This is a genomic window from Paenibacillus sp. J31R120, assembly GCF_056269225.1.
Genome location: NZ_JBWDNN010000006.1, coordinates 88,816 through 106,940, shown reverse-complemented (window position 1 = coordinate 106,940; position 18,125 = coordinate 88,816). Strand labels below are relative to the sequence as shown.

12 protein-coding genes are annotated in these 18,125 nt (G+C 47.3%); 5 read left to right on the top strand and 7 right to left on the bottom strand.

The annotated features are described in order from the left end of the window. The first annotated feature begins 60 nt into the window (after positions 1 to 60). The gene (locus AC0YNW_RS21060) at positions 61 to 1,047 is read left to right on the top strand and encodes a helix-turn-helix transcriptional regulator (RefSeq protein ID WP_475833629.1); all 987 of its coding nucleotides are present in this window, start codon (positions 61 to 63) and stop codon (positions 1,045 to 1,047) included. Between the two features lie 70 nt (positions 1,048 to 1,117). Here AC0YNW_RS21060 and AC0YNW_RS21055 read toward each other — a convergent pair whose 3' ends face one another. The 6 genes from AC0YNW_RS21055 to AC0YNW_RS21030 all read right to left on the bottom strand — a co-directional run bounded on the left by AC0YNW_RS21055 (position 1,118) and on the right by AC0YNW_RS21030 (position 8,139). After that, positions 1,118 to 1,900 carry an ABC transporter ATP-binding protein gene (locus AC0YNW_RS21055; protein ID WP_475833628.1) on the bottom strand — a complete coding sequence of 261 codons (783 nt, stop codon included), beginning with the start codon at positions 1,898 to 1,900 and terminating at the stop codon, positions 1,118 to 1,120. 1 nt (position 1,901) lies between these two features. Further along, positions 1,902 to 2,993, bottom strand: coding sequence for a FecCD family ABC transporter permease (locus tag AC0YNW_RS21050; RefSeq protein ID WP_475833627.1), 1,092 nt, complete (start codon positions 2,991 to 2,993; stop codon positions 1,902 to 1,904). Then, positions 2,962 to 3,996, bottom strand: a complete 1,035-nt coding sequence (locus AC0YNW_RS21045; RefSeq protein WP_475833626.1) for an ABC transporter substrate-binding protein — start codon at positions 3,994 to 3,996, stop codon at positions 2,962 to 2,964. Before AC0YNW_RS21045 ends, AC0YNW_RS21050 begins: the two co-directional genes overlap by 32 nt. A gap of 206 nt (positions 3,997 to 4,202) precedes the next feature. Continuing rightward, positions 4,203 to 5,642: an MFS transporter gene (locus AC0YNW_RS21040; protein ID WP_475833625.1), complete on the bottom strand. Its 1,440-nt coding sequence runs from the start codon at positions 5,640 to 5,642 to the stop codon at positions 4,203 to 4,205. Between the two features lie 326 nt (positions 5,643 to 5,968). Beyond that, positions 5,969 to 7,471 (bottom strand): sensor histidine kinase, encoded by a 1,503-nt coding sequence (locus AC0YNW_RS21035; protein WP_475833624.1) that lies wholly within the window; start codon positions 7,469 to 7,471, stop codon positions 5,969 to 5,971. Beyond that, the gene (locus tag AC0YNW_RS21030; protein ID WP_475833623.1) at positions 7,468 to 8,139 is read right to left on the bottom strand and encodes a response regulator transcription factor; all 672 of its coding nucleotides are present in this window, start codon (positions 8,137 to 8,139) and stop codon (positions 7,468 to 7,470) included. The genes AC0YNW_RS21035 and AC0YNW_RS21030 overlap by 4 nt, the downstream gene beginning before the upstream one ends. A 150-nt stretch (positions 8,140 to 8,289) precedes the next feature. Between AC0YNW_RS21030 and AC0YNW_RS21025 the strand changes: the two genes are divergently transcribed. The 4 genes from AC0YNW_RS21025 to AC0YNW_RS21010 all read left to right on the top strand — a co-directional run bounded on the left by AC0YNW_RS21025 (position 8,290) and on the right by AC0YNW_RS21010 (position 12,728). Then, on the top strand, positions 8,290 to 9,159 hold the full coding sequence (locus tag AC0YNW_RS21025; RefSeq protein ID WP_387476831.1) for a carbohydrate ABC transporter permease: 870 nt from the start codon (positions 8,290 to 8,292) through the stop codon (positions 9,157 to 9,159). 148 nt (positions 9,160 to 9,307) lie between these two features. After that, positions 9,308 to 10,096, top strand: a complete 789-nt coding sequence (locus AC0YNW_RS21020) for a carbohydrate ABC transporter permease (RefSeq protein WP_475833743.1) — start codon at positions 9,308 to 9,310, stop codon at positions 10,094 to 10,096. A gap of 86 nt (positions 10,097 to 10,182) precedes the next feature. Further along, on the top strand, positions 10,183 to 11,307 hold the full coding sequence (locus tag AC0YNW_RS21015; protein ID WP_475833622.1) for an efflux RND transporter periplasmic adaptor subunit: 1,125 nt from the start codon (positions 10,183 to 10,185) through the stop codon (positions 11,305 to 11,307). 44 nt (positions 11,308 to 11,351) lie between these two features. Beyond that, complete coding sequence (locus tag AC0YNW_RS21010) at positions 11,352 to 12,728, top strand: ABC transporter substrate-binding protein (protein WP_475833621.1); 1,377 nt, start codon at positions 11,352 to 11,354, stop codon at positions 12,726 to 12,728. Positions 12,729 to 12,803: 75 nt separating this feature from the next. On the opposite strand, the gene AC0YNW_RS21005 is transcribed toward AC0YNW_RS21010, so the two are convergent. Next, positions 12,804 to 18,092 carry an endo-1,4-beta-xylanase gene (locus tag AC0YNW_RS21005; protein WP_475833620.1) on the bottom strand — a complete coding sequence of 1,763 codons (5,289 nt, stop codon included), beginning with the start codon at positions 18,090 to 18,092 and terminating at the stop codon, positions 12,804 to 12,806. Positions 18,093 to 18,125 lie beyond the last annotated feature (33 nt).

Here is an 18,125-nt window from a genome sequence, read left to right as displayed (position 1 = left end):
TTTTTATATGCTAGAATATGAGACAAGCTAATCAAGTACGGCTCTTGGAGGGATTGCACCATGAACTTAAACGTGACTAAGATCCACGATCTATTTGATCAATTTACAACCATGATAGATGGGAACGTTCAACAAAATAAGTGGGATCAGCATCTTGCTATTCCTTCGCATATAGGCAAAGGAATGATAACAAGAACCCAGATTCGTCCAGGGATGGAGATTATGATAACGGATATTACATTCGAGCAAGATATGATCCTCCATATCCAAGAATCCTGTCAGTTATTTGAATTAAGTTATTGTGTAAGCGGCGAGATCAATTGCGAGTGGAGCGGTAAAACAAGTCAGACCATTACGCATACAGGCAATGTTCTCTTTCTTGAGGATGTTCAAGTTTGTGAAGCGAAAAAGGCCGGCATTCGCAATCACCTTCTGGAAGTAAGATTCTCGCCTGAAGAATTACTGCGCTACGCTGAGGATATAACGGAAGAACGAAAAATGGAAACATGGCTTAAACATCACCGTGGAAATATTGATCCTTATCCGAACACTCCAGCTATCTTTAAATGTGTCTCTGACATGCTTCATTGTGCGCATCTTGGAGCGATGAAAAGGTTATACATGGAAAGCAAGGCGCTTGAATTTATCGCCTTGTTCGGTGAATCGGACGGGTACGGTTCTGTTGGCGGAAACATGCTGCTTCGTCACAGTGATATTTCCAAGCTGCAACATGCTCATGAGTTAGTTCAAATCCACTTCGAACAGCCTTTATCTATACGAGAGTTGTCCAAGCAAATTGGAATGAATGAATTTAAGCTCAAAAAGGGCTTTCGCGAATTGTTTGGCATGACCATTTTTGAACTCGTGCGTAAAAAAAGAATGGAGAAAGCGATTTGGTACCTGGAAGTGGCGCATTTGAATATCGGTGAAACTGCTGCTTCGGTTGGCTACAGCAACGCCAGCAATTTTACAACGAACTTCCGCAAACATTATGGTTGTAATCCAAGCGATTATATCAATCGCATGAGTCGATATAACCGAATTTAAGGCATAACAGAGAAAAACGACTTGCCATGTAATGCTCCCATGTCAAGTCGTTCCTCTAACACGTTCCGTTTTACTTGATCATTGCCTCGGGCGATTGCAGATAAGCAATGGCCAAATCCCCCGTAACGGGATTGGAGTAAACCTCGCAATCAATTTCATAAACCTGTCGAATAAGCTCATTCGTTAAAATGTCCTTAGGTTTTCCAGAGGCCAGGACTTTCCCTTGCTTGACCACATAGAGAATATCGCAATACACGGATGCCATAGAAAGATCATGCAGAGCTGCAAGAACGCCAATGTTTAGCGATTTCACTACAGTAAGGATTTGAAGCTGATATTTAATATCCAAATGGTTGGTCGGCTCGTCCAGAATTAAAAATCTGGGCTGCTGCGCGATTGCTCTAGCCAGTATCACTCGCTGTTTTTCACCGCCCGATAACGTCAAGTAGCTCCTGTCGGCATACTCCGTCAAATGAACCCTTGCCAATGCATCTGCGACAATCTGATAATCCTGCTCATTGTCTGATTCCATCAGGTGCTTATGCGGCGTTCGTCCCATCATTACCATCTCATGAACGGTAAAATCAAAGCTTAATTCATTGAATTGACCCACCACGCCCATATCCTTGGAGATCATACGCGCCGACGATTTCAAAACATCCTTGTCCCCCAAGAAGACAAACCCCTTTTGAGGCTTAATGACTTTATACATACTTTTCAACAAAGTAGACTTTCCGCATCCATTGGGACCAATGATTCCGACAAACTGTCCCTGCTTCACTTTAATACTAATGTCTTTCACAATATCCGTACCCGAAAAGGTGACTGAGATGTGATCTGCTGTCAGATTCAATTTATTTCCCTCCGAATCCGTAGCTTTTTTTAATCAACATATACATAAACACCGGTGCGCCCAAAAGTGAGGTTACGATTCCAATTGGCAGCTCTCCATTGGGAATGATAATTCGAGCGAATACATCTGTCCATATCATGAATAAGGAGCCAAAGAGAATCGAAACAGGTACAAGCCGCTTATGGTTCGAGCCCACAACACTACGCACCATATGAGGAACAATCAGTCCCACAAAACCGATAATTCCGCAAGTGGAAACAAGAACACCGGTAACAATGGCTGAGATGATCATATACATTCGTCTATAATGATTTAAGTTAATCCCTAGCGTAACCGCTGTTTCCTCTCCCATTAGCATCGTATTCATAGTCCGATGTTGAAATAGAAAGAAGATCACGGACGCAAGAACGATTGCCGCAACAATCGGGAGTGTCTTCCACTCCGCAGCTGCCAGACTTCCCATTGTCCAGAAGGAAATGGAGCGAATGCCTTCAGCATTTTTGGCAAAATAAATAATGAAGTTAGACAAAGCGCCGCACAGGGCATTAATGACCGTCCCTGCTAAAATCAATTTAACAGAAGCTGCTTTTCCACCCATACTTGCAAGACCCAGAACAAGTGCTGACGCCACTAATGCACCGATAAATGCCCAAGAAGCAACGCCAAGTTCTCCAATCATCCCCCCGACGCCAAAACCTATCAAAATGGCGAACGTCGCTCCCAATGCAGCGCCGGAAGATATGCCGAGTATAAAGGGATCAGCAAGAGGGTTTTGAACAGATGCCTGCATAACGGTTCCACAAAGCGCCAATCCCGCACCGACGATCATCGCCAGCAATACTCTTGGAAAACGAATCTGCCAAATGACATCCAGAAACATTCCGTTTGCGTCAGCGGTACTACGTTCGGTTTGCATTCCTGTAATTTGCTCGACCAAAATCCAAAACGATTGTCTGAACGGGATGGATACTTGTCCGATGGATACCGATATGACAACGGATGCTCCTACCGCAACAACCAACGCAAACACCAATGCAGAGAATAGGGAACGTTTTTGCATATTATTCGCCTGTAAACCATTCAGGTTGAACATAATTAGCAACATCCCAATACAGCTCAGAAAGTCCAAGACTTCCCCGAACAGCAGTTGTATATTCGACGACCTTCACGTTTCCAGTCTTAATCGCTGTCGCATTTTTCAACTTTGGATTGAGCAGATATTTGTTAATCAATGCTTCACTGTCTGATTTCTGGAACCCGGTAATAATAATTTTATCGGGATTAATGGAAAGAATAGATTCCTCGGACATCTCTACATACGTTTCCTCTGATACCTTGATATACTCACCACCTGCACCTTCAATCATTTCATCTATGAGACAAAGAGTTGGACCATAGTAATAAGTGGTTTCTCCGCTGGTACCAAGCAGCAACACTTTAGGCTTATCCTTCACCTGTGCTGCCTTTTTCTGAATTTCACGGATCTGATCCTTCTGTGTATTCACAAAAGCACTCGTCTTTTCTTCAATATCGAGTAGGTTCCCGAGGTTCGTAATATCATCGAAAAAACTGTCGATCGTACGCCCGATGGTATAGTTAATACCGCTTAACACCGGAATCCCTCGTTCATTCCAAAAAGAAATATTTCCAATACGTTCCTTCTGGAAGGCGGAAGACATTGAAATAATCAAATCCGGCTCCAGCTCCAGAATGGATTCCTTTGAAGGCCACATATCCGTAATGATTGGAAGCTGTTTGATTTGTTCTTCATATTCAGAGAATGATTTGTCCAGATAAGCGACTCCCACTATTCGTTTTTCTTCTCCAAAGGCTAGCATCCACTCCGCAAAACCTTGGCCGATCACAACGATGCGTTGCGGTTCTTTTTCAATGGTCTGCTGCATTTCATTCCCTTCGTCATCATAAATCGATAGGGTCAGCGGGTAATGACTATCCTTCATAACGTTGCTCTGAGTTGCCTCAGGACGATTCTGATTCGTGGCTTTTGGTTCAACTGTTTTTTGAGAGCAAGCAGATAACACCAATAAACATAGGATTACGTTCATAAAAGCAAAGCCATTTTTCTTAAACCACATAAAATCTTCCTCCTATTTTCGGACCACTATATTTTTAAATGTTTTGTCGTTTACCTAGGGCGTGTCTGAGAACTCAGAGGGCAGCAAATTTTGCCGAATTTTCGTTCCATGCAAGGCGCGTTTGTGAAGGCGTACCGGGGGTACGTCAAGCAAACGGAACGAAGCAGGGGGCGAAAAGGCGGTGAAAGGTGCCACTGAACGGGTTTTCAGACACGACCTAGAAAGCTAAGGCAAACAAAAGCAGCCAGAGCCAGTCCCCCGCATGCTAATAATGAGACGGCAAATGCTCTTACATAATCGGACAGGATAGCGCTATCCAAAGACTGCCGCAGCGCAGCAGAAAACAAAATACTGATCAACGTTACGCCAAGCGAATTGGCCAAGTACATTACGGTATTAAACAATCCCGATCCTGTTCCTGCATCCTTCACCGGCAACGCACCAAGCACAACGTGGGTAAGAGGTGTTGTGACCAATCCGAGCCCCATTCCATATGCAAGAAAAAGTGCAATGTAGGGAATGTGCAGGAGATGAACCGCATCGATTTGCAACAAGAAAATAAATAAAAAGCAGCAGCTTGCCACTACCAATGCGCCCATTTTCAGTACAACCATTCCCCATTTTCCAACAACTCGCGATGAGACCAGAGACATTAGGAAGAAACCAATGCCAAGAGGCAGAAAAGCGTAACTCGTCGCTTGAGCATCAAAGTGCAAGCCGAACTGCAAATAGTACGTCAAAATAAAAAAGAAAGAGAACATGCTAAGATAAATCAAGATCGCGGAAAAAATCCCCATTCGAAATACACGTTGTTTGAAAATCGTCAAATCGATAAGCTGTGTGCTATTACGCTTTTTTAGGTGCAATTCAATTGCCATGAATCCCAAAAGGAACAGCAACGAAAGAACCAGACACCCCCAAATCCAAGGCGGCCATCCGTGTTTTTGTCCTTCCGACAATGGATACACAAGCAGGAACAGCCCACTCATAAGAAGGATTGTTCCTAGCCAATCGATCTTCTGTGCCCGATTGCCTCGCGATTCCGAAAGCAGCGGCAAGCACAGAAGGACAAGAATGCCGAAGGGAACGTTAAAAAAGAATACCGTTCTCCATCCCAGGTCCAATACGTTCCAATTAACGAGAAGACCCCCCAGTGTAAGTCCGAAAGCAAATCCGAATCCTAGCAATGAGCCATAAATACTGAAGACGATCCCCTTTTCCTGTGGCAAAAAATTAATCTGCATCATGGACAGCACCTGCGGCTGTATAAGCGCAGCGGCAAACCCTTGCACGATCCGAATCGCAATTAGAAAAGTGGGACTCGTAGTCAAGCCTGCCAGTATAGCCATAAGAGTAAATCCACTCACGCCAATCAAGAGTATCCGTTTTCTTCCATAGATATCACCAAGTTTCCCACTGAAAACAAGCGCGACAGCCAAACTGAGTGAAAAGCTAGTTACAATAAGTTGAGCATCAGAAAAACTGGCATTCAGACTATACTGTATCGATGGCAACGCAACTTGAATCATGTAGGTGTTCAATGAATTAAGCAATATGGGAAGAAGAATGACCCCCAGCGCATACCAACGGCGCGGATCTGCCTGATGCTCCAATCTTTCGTCTGTTTTTAACGCATGATTAGGCATTCTTATCTCCTCCTTTACCGCTGCTGCGATTAACTCGCCTTAATTCTCCTGATTGGATATACTCTTTTCTTTTATAATCACTCCTCTGCTCGTCTGTCTCATCCGGATTACAGCTATGCTTAACCGAAGTGTTATTGATAATTATTATCAATGATAACTATTATCAATAATTTCGTTTTTTTTATCTACCTGCTGCGGGATATCTACTCCCTATTAAGGGAATAAACCGCATGATGTACACATCGGGAACGAAGAGCTTTAATAAGTATTAAAAATAAAAAAAGCTCATTAGATAATTATCTAATGAACCCTAATCAGCATAGCTTTTATTCGCTTGGCGACGCGATAGGCAACGTAAAAGCCAGCATAACGCCGCCGTCTATATTGGAAATCAAGTAGCGGCTCCCATGCCGATCGAGTAAATGCTTGACAATGGACAGGCCAATGCCGTTGCCGTCATCCACACGGCTGCCAGAGGCATCTGCGCGATAAAAAGCATCCCACACATGGCGTATATGCTCTTTTTCAATTGGAGCTCCTTCATTCAACACTTCAATCAGAACGCAATTGGATTCAGCCCCGCTGCGCACCCGAAGCTCAATACTCCCTCCCTCCGGCGTGTGGCGGATCGCATTGGTCAGTAAGTTGGTCATGATTTGCTCCAGGCGGTGCGGATCGGAACGCACCATGACCTCATTCTCCGCCAACCACTCCAATTTCAGCATCCGGTCTGAAGCAAGCGGTTCTACCGATTGCAGCACATATTCCAATGAGGAGCGGAGCGGTACTTTACTCCACCGGAAATTGAAGTGACCGCTCTCGAGCTGGGACAAATCCAATAAATCCTTCACAAGGCGGGTAAGCCGCTCCGCCTCATTCATAATAACCGAGGCGTATTTGTTCCGTTTCGCTTCTTGGCCTACATTGTCACGAAGCATCTCCGCATAACCATGAATCAGACTGACAGGCGTCTTCAGCTCATGGGACACGTTGGCGACGAACCGCTTTCGCAGCAGCTCCAGCCCCTTTTCCTTATCAATATCTTGCTGCAGCTGTTCGTTAGCCGCTTGCAGCTCGCCCATTGTGCCGTTCAGCTTGGTGGCTAAATAATCAAAGGTGGTCGCCAGTTCTCCAATTTCATCATTGCGCTTGATCTTGGTGCGTGCGGAGAAATCCAGACGCACAAGCCTCTTCGCCATCTCGTTCAACTGCACGAGCGGACGAGAAATGACGCGTGTGAACAGCAATGCAAAACCGAGCAGCGGGATAACCGCAGCAAGGAAAAAATAGATGTAGAACGTTCCCAGCAAAGAAGCTGCATCGGTCACAGGCTGCGGCGAAGAGAAGGTATACATGTACTGCTGCACACCTCCTGCCTCGGAAAGTGGCGCCAATGCTGCCCAACAATTGTCGTGGCCTTCATCGCCCTCCACCTTCAGAAACATGACAGCCGTACCGTCCCGAGATTGCTGCTCCTTCAATTCACTCAGTTGAGGAGTAAAACAATTCATATTAGGAGGAGCGGTTCCATCAGGCCAATTGCTCAGCACTACGGATGCCCTGTCAACCTGGGTTTCGATGACCGTCCATGAATAGTGATCCCCGTCAAACTTGGCCATGCGCTTCAGCATATCATTGGGAGACTTCATCTCCATAATCTCCTTATACATGCTTGCAAAGTCCCGCTCCAGCTTCGCCGCCCTCATCTTCAGCGAATAGTCCTCGAAAAAAAACAATTGCAAGACCATGAACAACGCTGTGAATGCCAGAAAACCGCCGGCCGTAATCCAATATACTTTTTTCGCCAGACTCGAACGATGTGTTTTCATCGATATTTATACCCGTTTCCTCTCACGGTGACGATACGGCCCGCATCTTCGCCTAACTTGCGGCGCAGCCGCTTAATATGCGTGTCTACCGTTCGCGCGTCCCCGAAGTAGTCCATCCCCCATACCCGATCTAAAATCGTGTCGCGAGTAAGCACCTGATTAGGATGGACGGCCAAGCAGCGAAACAGCTCAAATTCTTTTGAAGTTAACGGGAACGCTCTTCCATTCTTATACACTTCACGCGCAATTTCGTCCATAACCAATTCGTCGCTGACGCTCTGCCCGTCCTCCATTTCATGTCTCCGGCGGTTGAGCAGCACGCGGATTTTGGCCGACAGAACCTTCAGACTGAACGGTTTCGTCACGTAATCATCAGCGCCGTAGCTGTAACCAGTCAGTTCGTCCTCTTCCTCCGCCTTGGCTGTCAGCATGACAATCACAACATCGGATAAGGTCCGAATTTCCTCGCAGACTTCAAATCCGTTTTTTCCCGGCATCATCACATCAAGGATAACCAAATCTATCGGCTTGCTTTCTATCATTTGAACTGCGTCCTCTCCTGTCGCAGCATGAACGATAACGTAGCCTTCGCACTCCAAATAATCGGCAATCATTTCACGCAGCAGCCGTTCATCATCAACAACAAGTATTGTGTGGTTTATCCTCACCCTCCACCTTTCCTGTTACCTGTTCTTAGATCGTACTCATCTGCTTCCCCTGTCAATTATGCGCTCCGCAAGTTGTCACATGGATGACACAAAGGAGAAGTAAGATTATTCTGCGCGCTGGAATTTATCAATCATTATGGAGGATGCGATATGAGATTGCAACATATGCTGCGCCGCGATGGGGCTGTCGCATTAGGTTTTTTGGCGCCTAGTCTACTTGGCTTTTCGCTCTTCTATCTCATCCCTTTTGCGATCGGAGCCGTCTACTCTGTCCAAGACGGATCACAGGGCGGTCACTTTGTAGGACTGGCCAATTATGCCGATTTGCTGAGCAGCGGATCGTTCCGCAAAGCGACATGGAATACGCTCTGGTTCACAGCAGTCAGCGTTCCTGTCATGATCATCTGCTCGCTGCTAATCGCTATGGCGCTGAATCGGCATGTATACTTTCGAAGCGGACTTCGGATGTCCTATGTTTTGCCGCTTGTCGTGCCGGTCGCCTCTGTGGTTCTCGTCTGGCAAATCCTGTTCGACTGGAACGGAGGACTTAATCAACTGCTTGCCTTTTTCGGTGTAGATCGCGTGGATTGGCTCAATTCAGGCTGGGCCAGAGGAGTTGTGCTGTTTCTCTATATTTGGAAAAACACTGGTTACAATGTGATCTTATTCCTCGCCGGCTTGCAGCAAATTCCTGCAGACTACTATGAAGTTGCCAGTTTGGAGGGCGCGTCCAAAATGCGCCAGTTTTCGATTACACTGGTCTATCTCGTTCCCACCATGTTTTTTGTGGTTATTATGTCGATTATGCAATCTTTCAAAGTTTTCCGCGAGGTCTACCTGCTCTCGGGCGATTATCCGCATGACAGCATCTATATGCTGCAGCACTATATGAACAATATGTTTTTCTCGTTGGATATCCAGAAGCTGACCTCTGCAGCAATATTGATGGTCGCTGCCATCTGGCTCATCGTCGCTGTGTTGTTCCGGGGAGAGAAATGGTTCCGCAGCTTCATGGAATAAGAAATCAGCAGACATGCAAAGGAGGTGAGAAACATTGAATGCCATTCAAGTGCAATCCAGTGATGCCGCTCAGACAGAAGGAAAGAGGCTTCAGCTCAAAACCGTAGCGAACACGGTCATTCTTGCTCTGTTCGCCCTCCTCTTCCTGATGCCGGTCATCTTGACAGCTATCAATTCCATCATGACCGAGCAGGAGATTCAACAAAATAACGCTGCACTTGGCGTATTGGATGCCCATGCTTTCGTCAATTTGAAATGGATTCCGGACATGGTCTCTCTGGAGCAATACAAAACCATTCTGCTGGGCAGCCCGCACTTTTTGCGTATGTTCTGGAATTCAGTACTGCTGGTTGTGCCCATGATTATCGGACAAGCCATCGTGGCCAGCCTGGCGGCATACGCCTTCACCAAGCTGCGCTTCCGGGGACGAGACGCATTGTTCTACGTGTATCTGCTGACTATGCTGATGCCGTTCCAGGTGACGATGGTTCCCAACTATATCGTGGCCGACTGGTTGGGGTGGATTAATTCCCCCGCCTCGATTATTGGGCCGGGCATCTTTGCCGCGTTCGGGGTTTTTCTGATGAGACAATTCCTGATGAACATTCCGTACGCCTATATCGAAGCAGGGAAAATAGACGGAGCCGGACATCTCCGCATTTTCATATCCATCCTTCTGCCCATGATCAAGCCTGGCGTGGCTGCCTTGCTGCTGCTCTTATTCGTCGATTACTGGAACATGGTCGAGCAGCCGCTTATTTTTTTGCATGACGCGGTCAAACAACCGCTCTCCGTATACTTGTCCCGCTTGCGGGGCGACTTTATCGGCATCGCCTTTGCTGCTTCCATGATCTATATGGCGCCGATGATTCTTATCTTTCTAAATGCGGAGCCCTACTTTATCAGAGGCGTGCAATTGTCCGGCATAAAGGGCTGACGGACTTAACCGGCAGGAAACGGACGACTTATTGCACATAGAGCTGATCATCATTAAATCATAACCTTGCCGAGGAGGGAACGTCATTGGATAGCAAAGCGATTGAGGGGCGCATGCGGCGGATTTTGCTTATCTTGTTTGTCATCGCCCTCATTTTGCTGACATTATTCAGCAATACCCTTCTGAGCTTCAGACTCCCCGCTGTCGTAACTGCCGCACCTAGCACAGAGCGGCTGAAGATATCCATTGAGGGGGAAGGGAAGCTTCGTATCGCGGACCCGATCGAAGTGAAAAACAAAAACGGCTTGAAGCTTGCACGCCTTGCGGTGAAAGAAGGAGCCCGCGTCCAAAAAGGAGACATTATCGCAGAATATAACACCGAGACGCTGGAGCGCCAGATCAGAGATGCAGAAACCCAATTGCAAAAGAGCAAACTTCAAGCCGGCCAACTGGAGGAACAATTTATACAAGCCAATATCAGCGGGGATGAGCTGCAGTTACGCGAAGCGAAACGGGCTATGGAGCTCGACCGCATCGACCAACAGCTTCAAAGCCAGAAGCTTGCGGATATGAGACAGGATTTAAACGAGCAGAGATATGAACGGGCATCTACTGAGGGGATTGTTGCTGAGGTGAAGGCTTCCACCGAGGATATGCCGTCCCCCGGTGCGACGGTTGTCGTACTGATGAAAGAAGATGAGGGCTATGAGTTTTCCTTTACAATTCCTGAGCACAAAGCCGGCTGGCTGGAAGAAGGAGAGTCCGTTGATGTGCAGCTAGGCGGAGAGAAGAACAGCAGCATTAGCGGTGTCATTCACTCACTGGACATTGGAGACTCAGGGACTCCTTCACCGGGGACAAGCCCAGCAGAAGCGGCTGTTGCTGTCACGATTCGGGTCCCAGCGGCAGCGCAGGACATTAAACTGGAATCGGGCTTGAAAGCCAAGGTCTCCATTGAAAAGACATCGGAACAATCAGGTTTTCTGGTTCAGACCAAGTGGCTGAATCAAGACATGGAGGGCACTTTCCTTTACCTGGTCAAAGAGACGCTTGGAGCCTTCGGCAATGAATACATCGTCTATAAGACAACCGTCAACGTGCTGGCCGATTCCGGAGACTATTCACTCGTCCAGGGCCTTACCTCCAAGGACAACATCATTATTGAAACGAGCGAGCCTCTGAAAGAAGGCAATCGAGTCCGCGTCAAATAGCAGTTGACGCAATGATCACATATGCAGGAGGAGAATCCATAAGTATGAGAATGAATAAGAGAACCTTCACCCTTAGTGTTATAAGTGTATTTACGATCTTGACGTTAATACTGTCTGCTTGCGACGGAGATGCCAAGGAAACCGGCGAAAAAACCTCAGGCAAAAAGCAAGTCGTAATGGCGACCATGAGTGAAAACCGCTTCCTCGAATTCGCCAAGGAGAAATACGAAGCACTGCATCCCGATATTGAAATTGTCTACAAGGTATATCAAGAGCTGGATTTTAGAGATCAGGGAAACACCGGAGTCGTATCCATGCCGACGAAAGAAGACCAGGAGAAATATATATCAACCATCAATACGGAGCTAATGTCGGGGGCTGGTCCGGATATCCTGGATACATCAGATTTGCCCGTCAACAGGTACAAGGATAAAAAGATGCTCGTCAACTTCTACGACATGATGGATCAGGATCAAAGCTTCAAAAAAGCGGATTACTTCCAAAATATATGGAGCAGCACAGAGCTGGATAGCGGCCTCTATTCCTTTCCTATCGATTTTCATTTGGAAATGCTTAATGCCAACAGCGAGTTGCTGGAGCAGGGCGGAGTACAGCTTCAAGAGCCGCTGTCATGGGACGATGTCCTGGCTGCAACGGAGAAGGTAAGGGAGGCTGTGAGCAACGATGTTTCCGCCATTAGCGGCAGCTTTGCCCCTGAGCACTTGGCAAGTGAACTGGTCAGTCAATATTATTCTCAATTGGTGGATGCCAAAAATAAAAAAGCCCACTTCGATTCCGAAGACTCCCGCCGCTTAATCCTTAAAGTTAAGGAGATGTTCGATAAAGGCCTCACATGGACGGGTATATCCGACAGTGGAGATATGGGGGACATTCAAAAACGGATCGAACTTACCATTTTTACGAGACACTTTTTTATGAGCCCGGTAGACTTCGCTACAAGCGATACCTTGTACAGACAGCCCTCTCTTGATGGCAACAATGATGAGCTATCCTTTGGGACATCGCTGAACCTGGGGCTTAACGCGAACTCCGCCAATAAACAAGAAGCTTGGGATTTCTTGAAATTCCTCGTTTCCGAGGAAATGCAGCAATCGCCCGCAAGAATGGGCCTGCCAATCAACAAGCTGGTATATAACGAAATGTTCGATGGAATGGTAGATGAAGTCAAGAAAAGCGGAAGTGTAACAACACCTCATGGAGAACGGCAAGTTACCATGACAGCGGAGCAATTGGAGAGCTTACGCTCTCTGGGCGAGAAAGCAAATCAGAAATCGTCGGGAGATCCTAAAATATTGGATATCTTCCGAACGGAAATCCAACCTTATTTTGTCGGTCAGAAGTCACTGGAGAGTGCCCTCAGCAGTATCCAGAGCAAAGTGACCACTTACCTGAACGAATAACCACTTAAGCTATTAACCAGCTGGCGCCGATACTCTATCAGCGTCAGCTGGTTTAATATTGTTCATGATAGAAGATTAAATAATCGATAAGATAACTTTTACGGCATCGGCCCTTGTAGCCGCATCAAGAGGTGCGAAGCGTTTATTCGTCTTACCGGTCATAACCTCTGCTTTTTGCAGAGCTGCAGCGTACTCCTTTGCCCAGCCTGGGATTTGTGCATCATCCGCAAACTCCATTTGACTCTGAGCTCCGGGAAGCTTCAACACCCTAACGACAATAGCGGCTAGCTCTATTCTTGTCAACGGATCATTCGGCCGCAAATTGCCATCCCTATATCCCGTAATCCAACCTTGTTTAACGGCGATCGCTATGGAAGCCTGCGCCCACTTGCCTATTGATGCTTGATCCGCAAATACAACGCTATTACCGCTTCCCTCACTGGCATTATGGATACCAACAGCTTCCTTTGTTCCAGCAACCTCAACAGCTCCAACAGCCGCATTAGTCTTCGCAGCTCCGTTTAGCGCCTGAACAAGCATATGAATAAACTCTGCGCGGCTTACATTGCGGTCCGGCTGAAAGCTGCCGTCCTCATACCCTTTTACGAATCCTTTTCTGACAGCAAGTTCGATCTCTTGTTTAGCCCAATGGTTATGGATATCTGTAAATTCGACCGTCGGAGCACGATCCTCCGCCAATACGGCAAAATATCCCCATTGCTCCGTATGTGCGGTCACATAGCCGTCTACAAGCTGCGAGCCTGCAAGCTTTTCCCAGCTGCCGCTAGTTTGATTATAAAAGTAAATAGCAGCTTCCTGTCCTTCCTTCAGTCGTTTGACATCTCCCTTTATTTTAATGGCAGTCGGCTTGGCGAATGGCTTTGCTGCAAGATGCGCCAGTTCAAATACAGGCGATAAGCTGCCGCCCTTCCAATTAGCCAGCAGCTGCTTCGCTTCCGCCTCAGGCACCTCTCTTAATTTTAAGCTCCAATTGGATGGCTGTGCGTTGTCGGATACAACCGCTTCAAAACGGTCCCCAAGCTTCAATTCTCCTCCTTCATTAGAAGAAAAGCTTCGCTCTGCCGACATTTCATTTGCGTTGTTGCCATTGTTATTCCCCGATCCGCCCGGATTTGGATGAGGATGAACGGGCGGCTTCGGCTCCTTAAGCGACTCTACTAAGGCATCATAGGCTGGCTTTGCCGCATAATTCTCATCAAAAATAAGTCCGTTGCCATAATCGCCATACGAATGATGAGGCTGCAGGGACGAATACCGGTCTGTAAAGCCCCACATCGATAATGCGCCAAACTTCACGCCTCCGACATTAAACTTTTTCACCATATCCGCGATGGAGCCAAAATATTCGCCTTGCTCTTGAAGCGTTTCCTCATTCACCGCTTTATGAATATTCATATCCAGCTCGGATACGCGAACCTCGATTCCCAAATGAGCAAATTTAGTCGCTGTTGCTTTAAATTCCTCCGCACTGACCGGATCCCACTCATCCGTCAAATCCTCATGCATCTGGAAGCCAACGCCATGAATCGGTACGCCGCGCTGCTTCAGTCCCTTCACCAATTCGTATACAGCGTTGCTTTTAATATTATTTTCTTCAATCCAATATTCATTAATATAAAGCTTAGCAGCCGGATTGGCGGCATGCGCGGCGCGCAGCGCAATCTCGATATATTCCTCGCCGAGCCTGTCATACCAGATCGAAGGACGGATGGAAGGATCGTCATTCATGCCGGCAAGCGGTTCATTAATAATGTCCCAGCTCATAATTTTCGGATAGCGGCCTACAACTGTTGCGATATGCTCCTCCAAAATCGTTTTCAGCTCGCTATCGCTGAAATCCCCTTCTGTCACCCATCTCGGCACAGCTTCGCTCCATGCCATTGTATGTCCGTGAACCTTCATATTGTTCAGCTCGGCATATTCCATCAAAGCATCCATCTCGGCAAAAGCATACTGATTCCGCTGCGGATGTATAAATTGAAATTTCATGTCATTTTCCGGAGTAATCATATTGAACTCGCGGCCCAATAGTTCGGCATATTGCGGATCGCTTATTAGCGCATTGACAGATACTGCCGTACCAATCGATAAGTGCGGGTAGTTTTGCTCTGCCAAGCTGCGCAGTGATTGCGCTTTGCTTTCGGATTTTTTAAACTGCTGATCCATCACCTCGACGGTTGAGGACTCGTTTGAAGCCTTTACATAAATCGCTTGAATGATAAATGACTTGCCGACGGCAGCATTTGCGCCAAAATACGCTTTTCCGCTTTCAAATACACCCGGATCATCAAGCTGGCCCATTTTATTTTTATTGAGGTAAAATTCCAGCTTGCCCTTGTTTCTCGCCAGGGAAACCATAACCTCTCCCGACCCGCCATAGTTGAACTGGACGGTTTCCGGAATAGAGGATTCGCCGTCATATACGCTTACGTTCAGCTTGCCATTGTAAAGCTCCATGCTGACATATTTGCCTTCTTCCCGCCATTCATCCTGAATGACCGGCAATGTTCCATACAGCTGTACGGATGCCTGCGCCTGTTGCGAGGCTAGCAGCGAAAAATCTACAATAAAATCACCGTCAACGCTCAGCTGAGGTCCTTTCAAATGAATAGGAGGGTTGGCGACGGCAGGCTGTGACGGATGATTGCCAAGCGGAACGATGCCACGGCCCATTCCCTGTATAATGACTTGATTGCCAGACGCGACAGCGCCGGAAAATAGATTCCAATTGTGACCTTTTAGCACGTTATAACCCTCAGTTCTACCCGAGACTTCGGCTTTATCTGAACGATTGCCCGCCAAATCTACTGCTCTAATTTCAAAGTGATAGGAGGTGTTCGACGCAAGTCCCTCCAGAACAGCCCTTGTACCGGGAATAAACACTGTGGTTTGCCCATATGTCACTTCGTAACCTTTTACCGCGATATTATCGCTCGATGCCGACCAGGTCAGAACAATGGAATCGCCTGTTACTTCTTCGACCTGCAGCAAGCCCGGAACGGTAGGCTTCTCGGTATCACTTCCTTCATACACCTCAACCCGATCGATAATCGTTTGATTCGCATCCGATGACCCTGGGTTGCTTAATGCAAGACCTGCAAGCACCTTATCCGCCATCTCTATTTCCCGTTCGCTAACTTTCGTCCATTCGGTTCCGTTGTCGGATATAAATCCGATAAACAGATCGCCTGAGCGAACGATTTTCACCCACTTTGGCAAATTCGCATCCCTCGTGGCATCAGCTGTACTGCCGTCGGTCTGATTGCGGTATTGGAAGCTTGCCACATTAGGCGTCATCATCATATCGGCATGCTTGGCATTCTCTGCAAGCGACTCCCTTATCATCACGCCGGCCTTCGCCCATTCGCTCACCTGAACCATACTATGAACTCTTGCTGAAATATAACCATCGCCTTCGAGCGATTGATAGATATAGTGCAGCGAGTCGCTTTCGCCCCAAATATCCGTCTCTATGCTTTTTAATGTAAAAGCCTTCGAAGTCCCATCATAGCTGGAGCTGCTTCCTTGATTCGCCTCTCCTCCGATATTGGCCGCTTGCCATGGCGATGGCATATTTGGACCTCCCGCTCCGGGCTCTTCTCCCTCTTCAAGCACCTGGACCTCTTGGAATGTAGCCTTGTTATCCAATGATGATCCCGGGTTGCTGACGGCAAGTCCGATATACACCTGCTCGCTCATCGGTATTGTGATACTGCCGATAGTGTGCCAATCTGCCCCATCCTCCGAGATAAAGCCGGTAAAATTGTCGCCCTCGCGACTCAGCTTCACCCAAAGGGGAACCTCAGCATCAGCAGTCTGATCGGCCATGCTTCCGCGCGTATGCTCCCTGTACTGAAAAGTAGCCCCATTCTCAGGCGTAATCATCATATCGGCATGCTTCGCTTCGCGGTCAAGCGACTCCCGGATCATAACGCCCGCTTTTGCCCATTCGCTCATCTGTTCCATAGTTCCAACCTTGGCGATGATCTCAGCGTCGCCTTCGATTTGCCGATAGATGTAATTCTGCGTGTCCATATTGCCCCAAATGTCAGAAGAAAGACTGCTGATTTCAAACTGTTCCAAAGTCTCATCATAATTAGCCGTTCCAGGTTTCAAGCCGATATTTCTGGCTTTCCAGCCATCAGGCAGCTCCGCTTCATAATCCTGCTCAACCGGCGGCTCCCAGCCCGCTTCCGGCCACTGCCTTCTTTCATTAATTTTGACTAACTCCGCCTCAGGCCAAGTATTGTAGGCAAAGAAGGACAAGCGTTGTACATTCGGATAGTTTTCCCGAATCCCTTTGTATACCTGCTGATACTCGTCATCGCTCCAATCGTTGTCCAGTGTGGCAACGATATCTACCTCTTCGCCGCTAACCCGATCCGCTGTATCCTTTAATATGCCGTACTCATCGCTATAAACCCAATCCGCCGCAAAGCCCCAGTCATCGAAATAAGCCATTGGAGCGATAAAGTCAATATGTGCTTTGAACTTCTCCGCATCTTGTCCCACTTCCACAAATTCAGGCGGCAAGATGTACACGCCAAGCTTCATATTCGGTTTAGTAGAGCTTGTAATGTCATTGCGAATATCCCCTACATAATTTCCAATCTGCTCCGTTCTCCATTCGTTCCATTCATCACGCTGTGCGGAAGCTTCGTCGAAATGAATAGTCAGGGGGGAATAGCCAAATTCCGCCTCAAACTTCCCTATCGTATAATCGCTAACATCCATGTTGTAGTCATCAAAGCGTATCCAATCCAGCACAACGCCATCTACATCGTAATTTTCGATAACCTCATTAATAATAGAACGTTCATACGCCTGCACTTCATGGTGGATCGGATTGATGAAATATTCGGAACCGTTCGAGCCGGTGAACGGAACCTGCGTTCCGTCTACCCAAGCATACATTTGCCAATCCGGATGCGCCGTAAATGCCGCCTGATCATGGAACTGCGGAATCCAGGCATGCACCTTGATCCCTTTGCTATGAGCGGCATCGATAACATGTTGCAGCGCGTCAAAGCTTTCGTAGCCGGCCGCTATCGGAGCAATGGAGCTTTCATAAAACACTTGTCCGGACGGAACTTCGTCATCTTCATCCTGCTTTACACTCATGCTGATCACGGTAACGTTATATTGATCTGCCATGTCTACGAATGCCTGGACATCCGCAGCATTTTTAAACTGATTGACGGTTCTCACAATAAGCTCCGTCTCAAATGGCGCGTTCTCAGGCTCCTCAGCCTGCGCCGCACTTGCGCCGCCCAGTCCAAGCGTTGTAACGACCATGCTGAACACCAGCAGAAGAGACAATCTTGCTCTTACCTTTGCCAACATAATAGATACCTCCGTCTATCGTTTTTTTTGCAA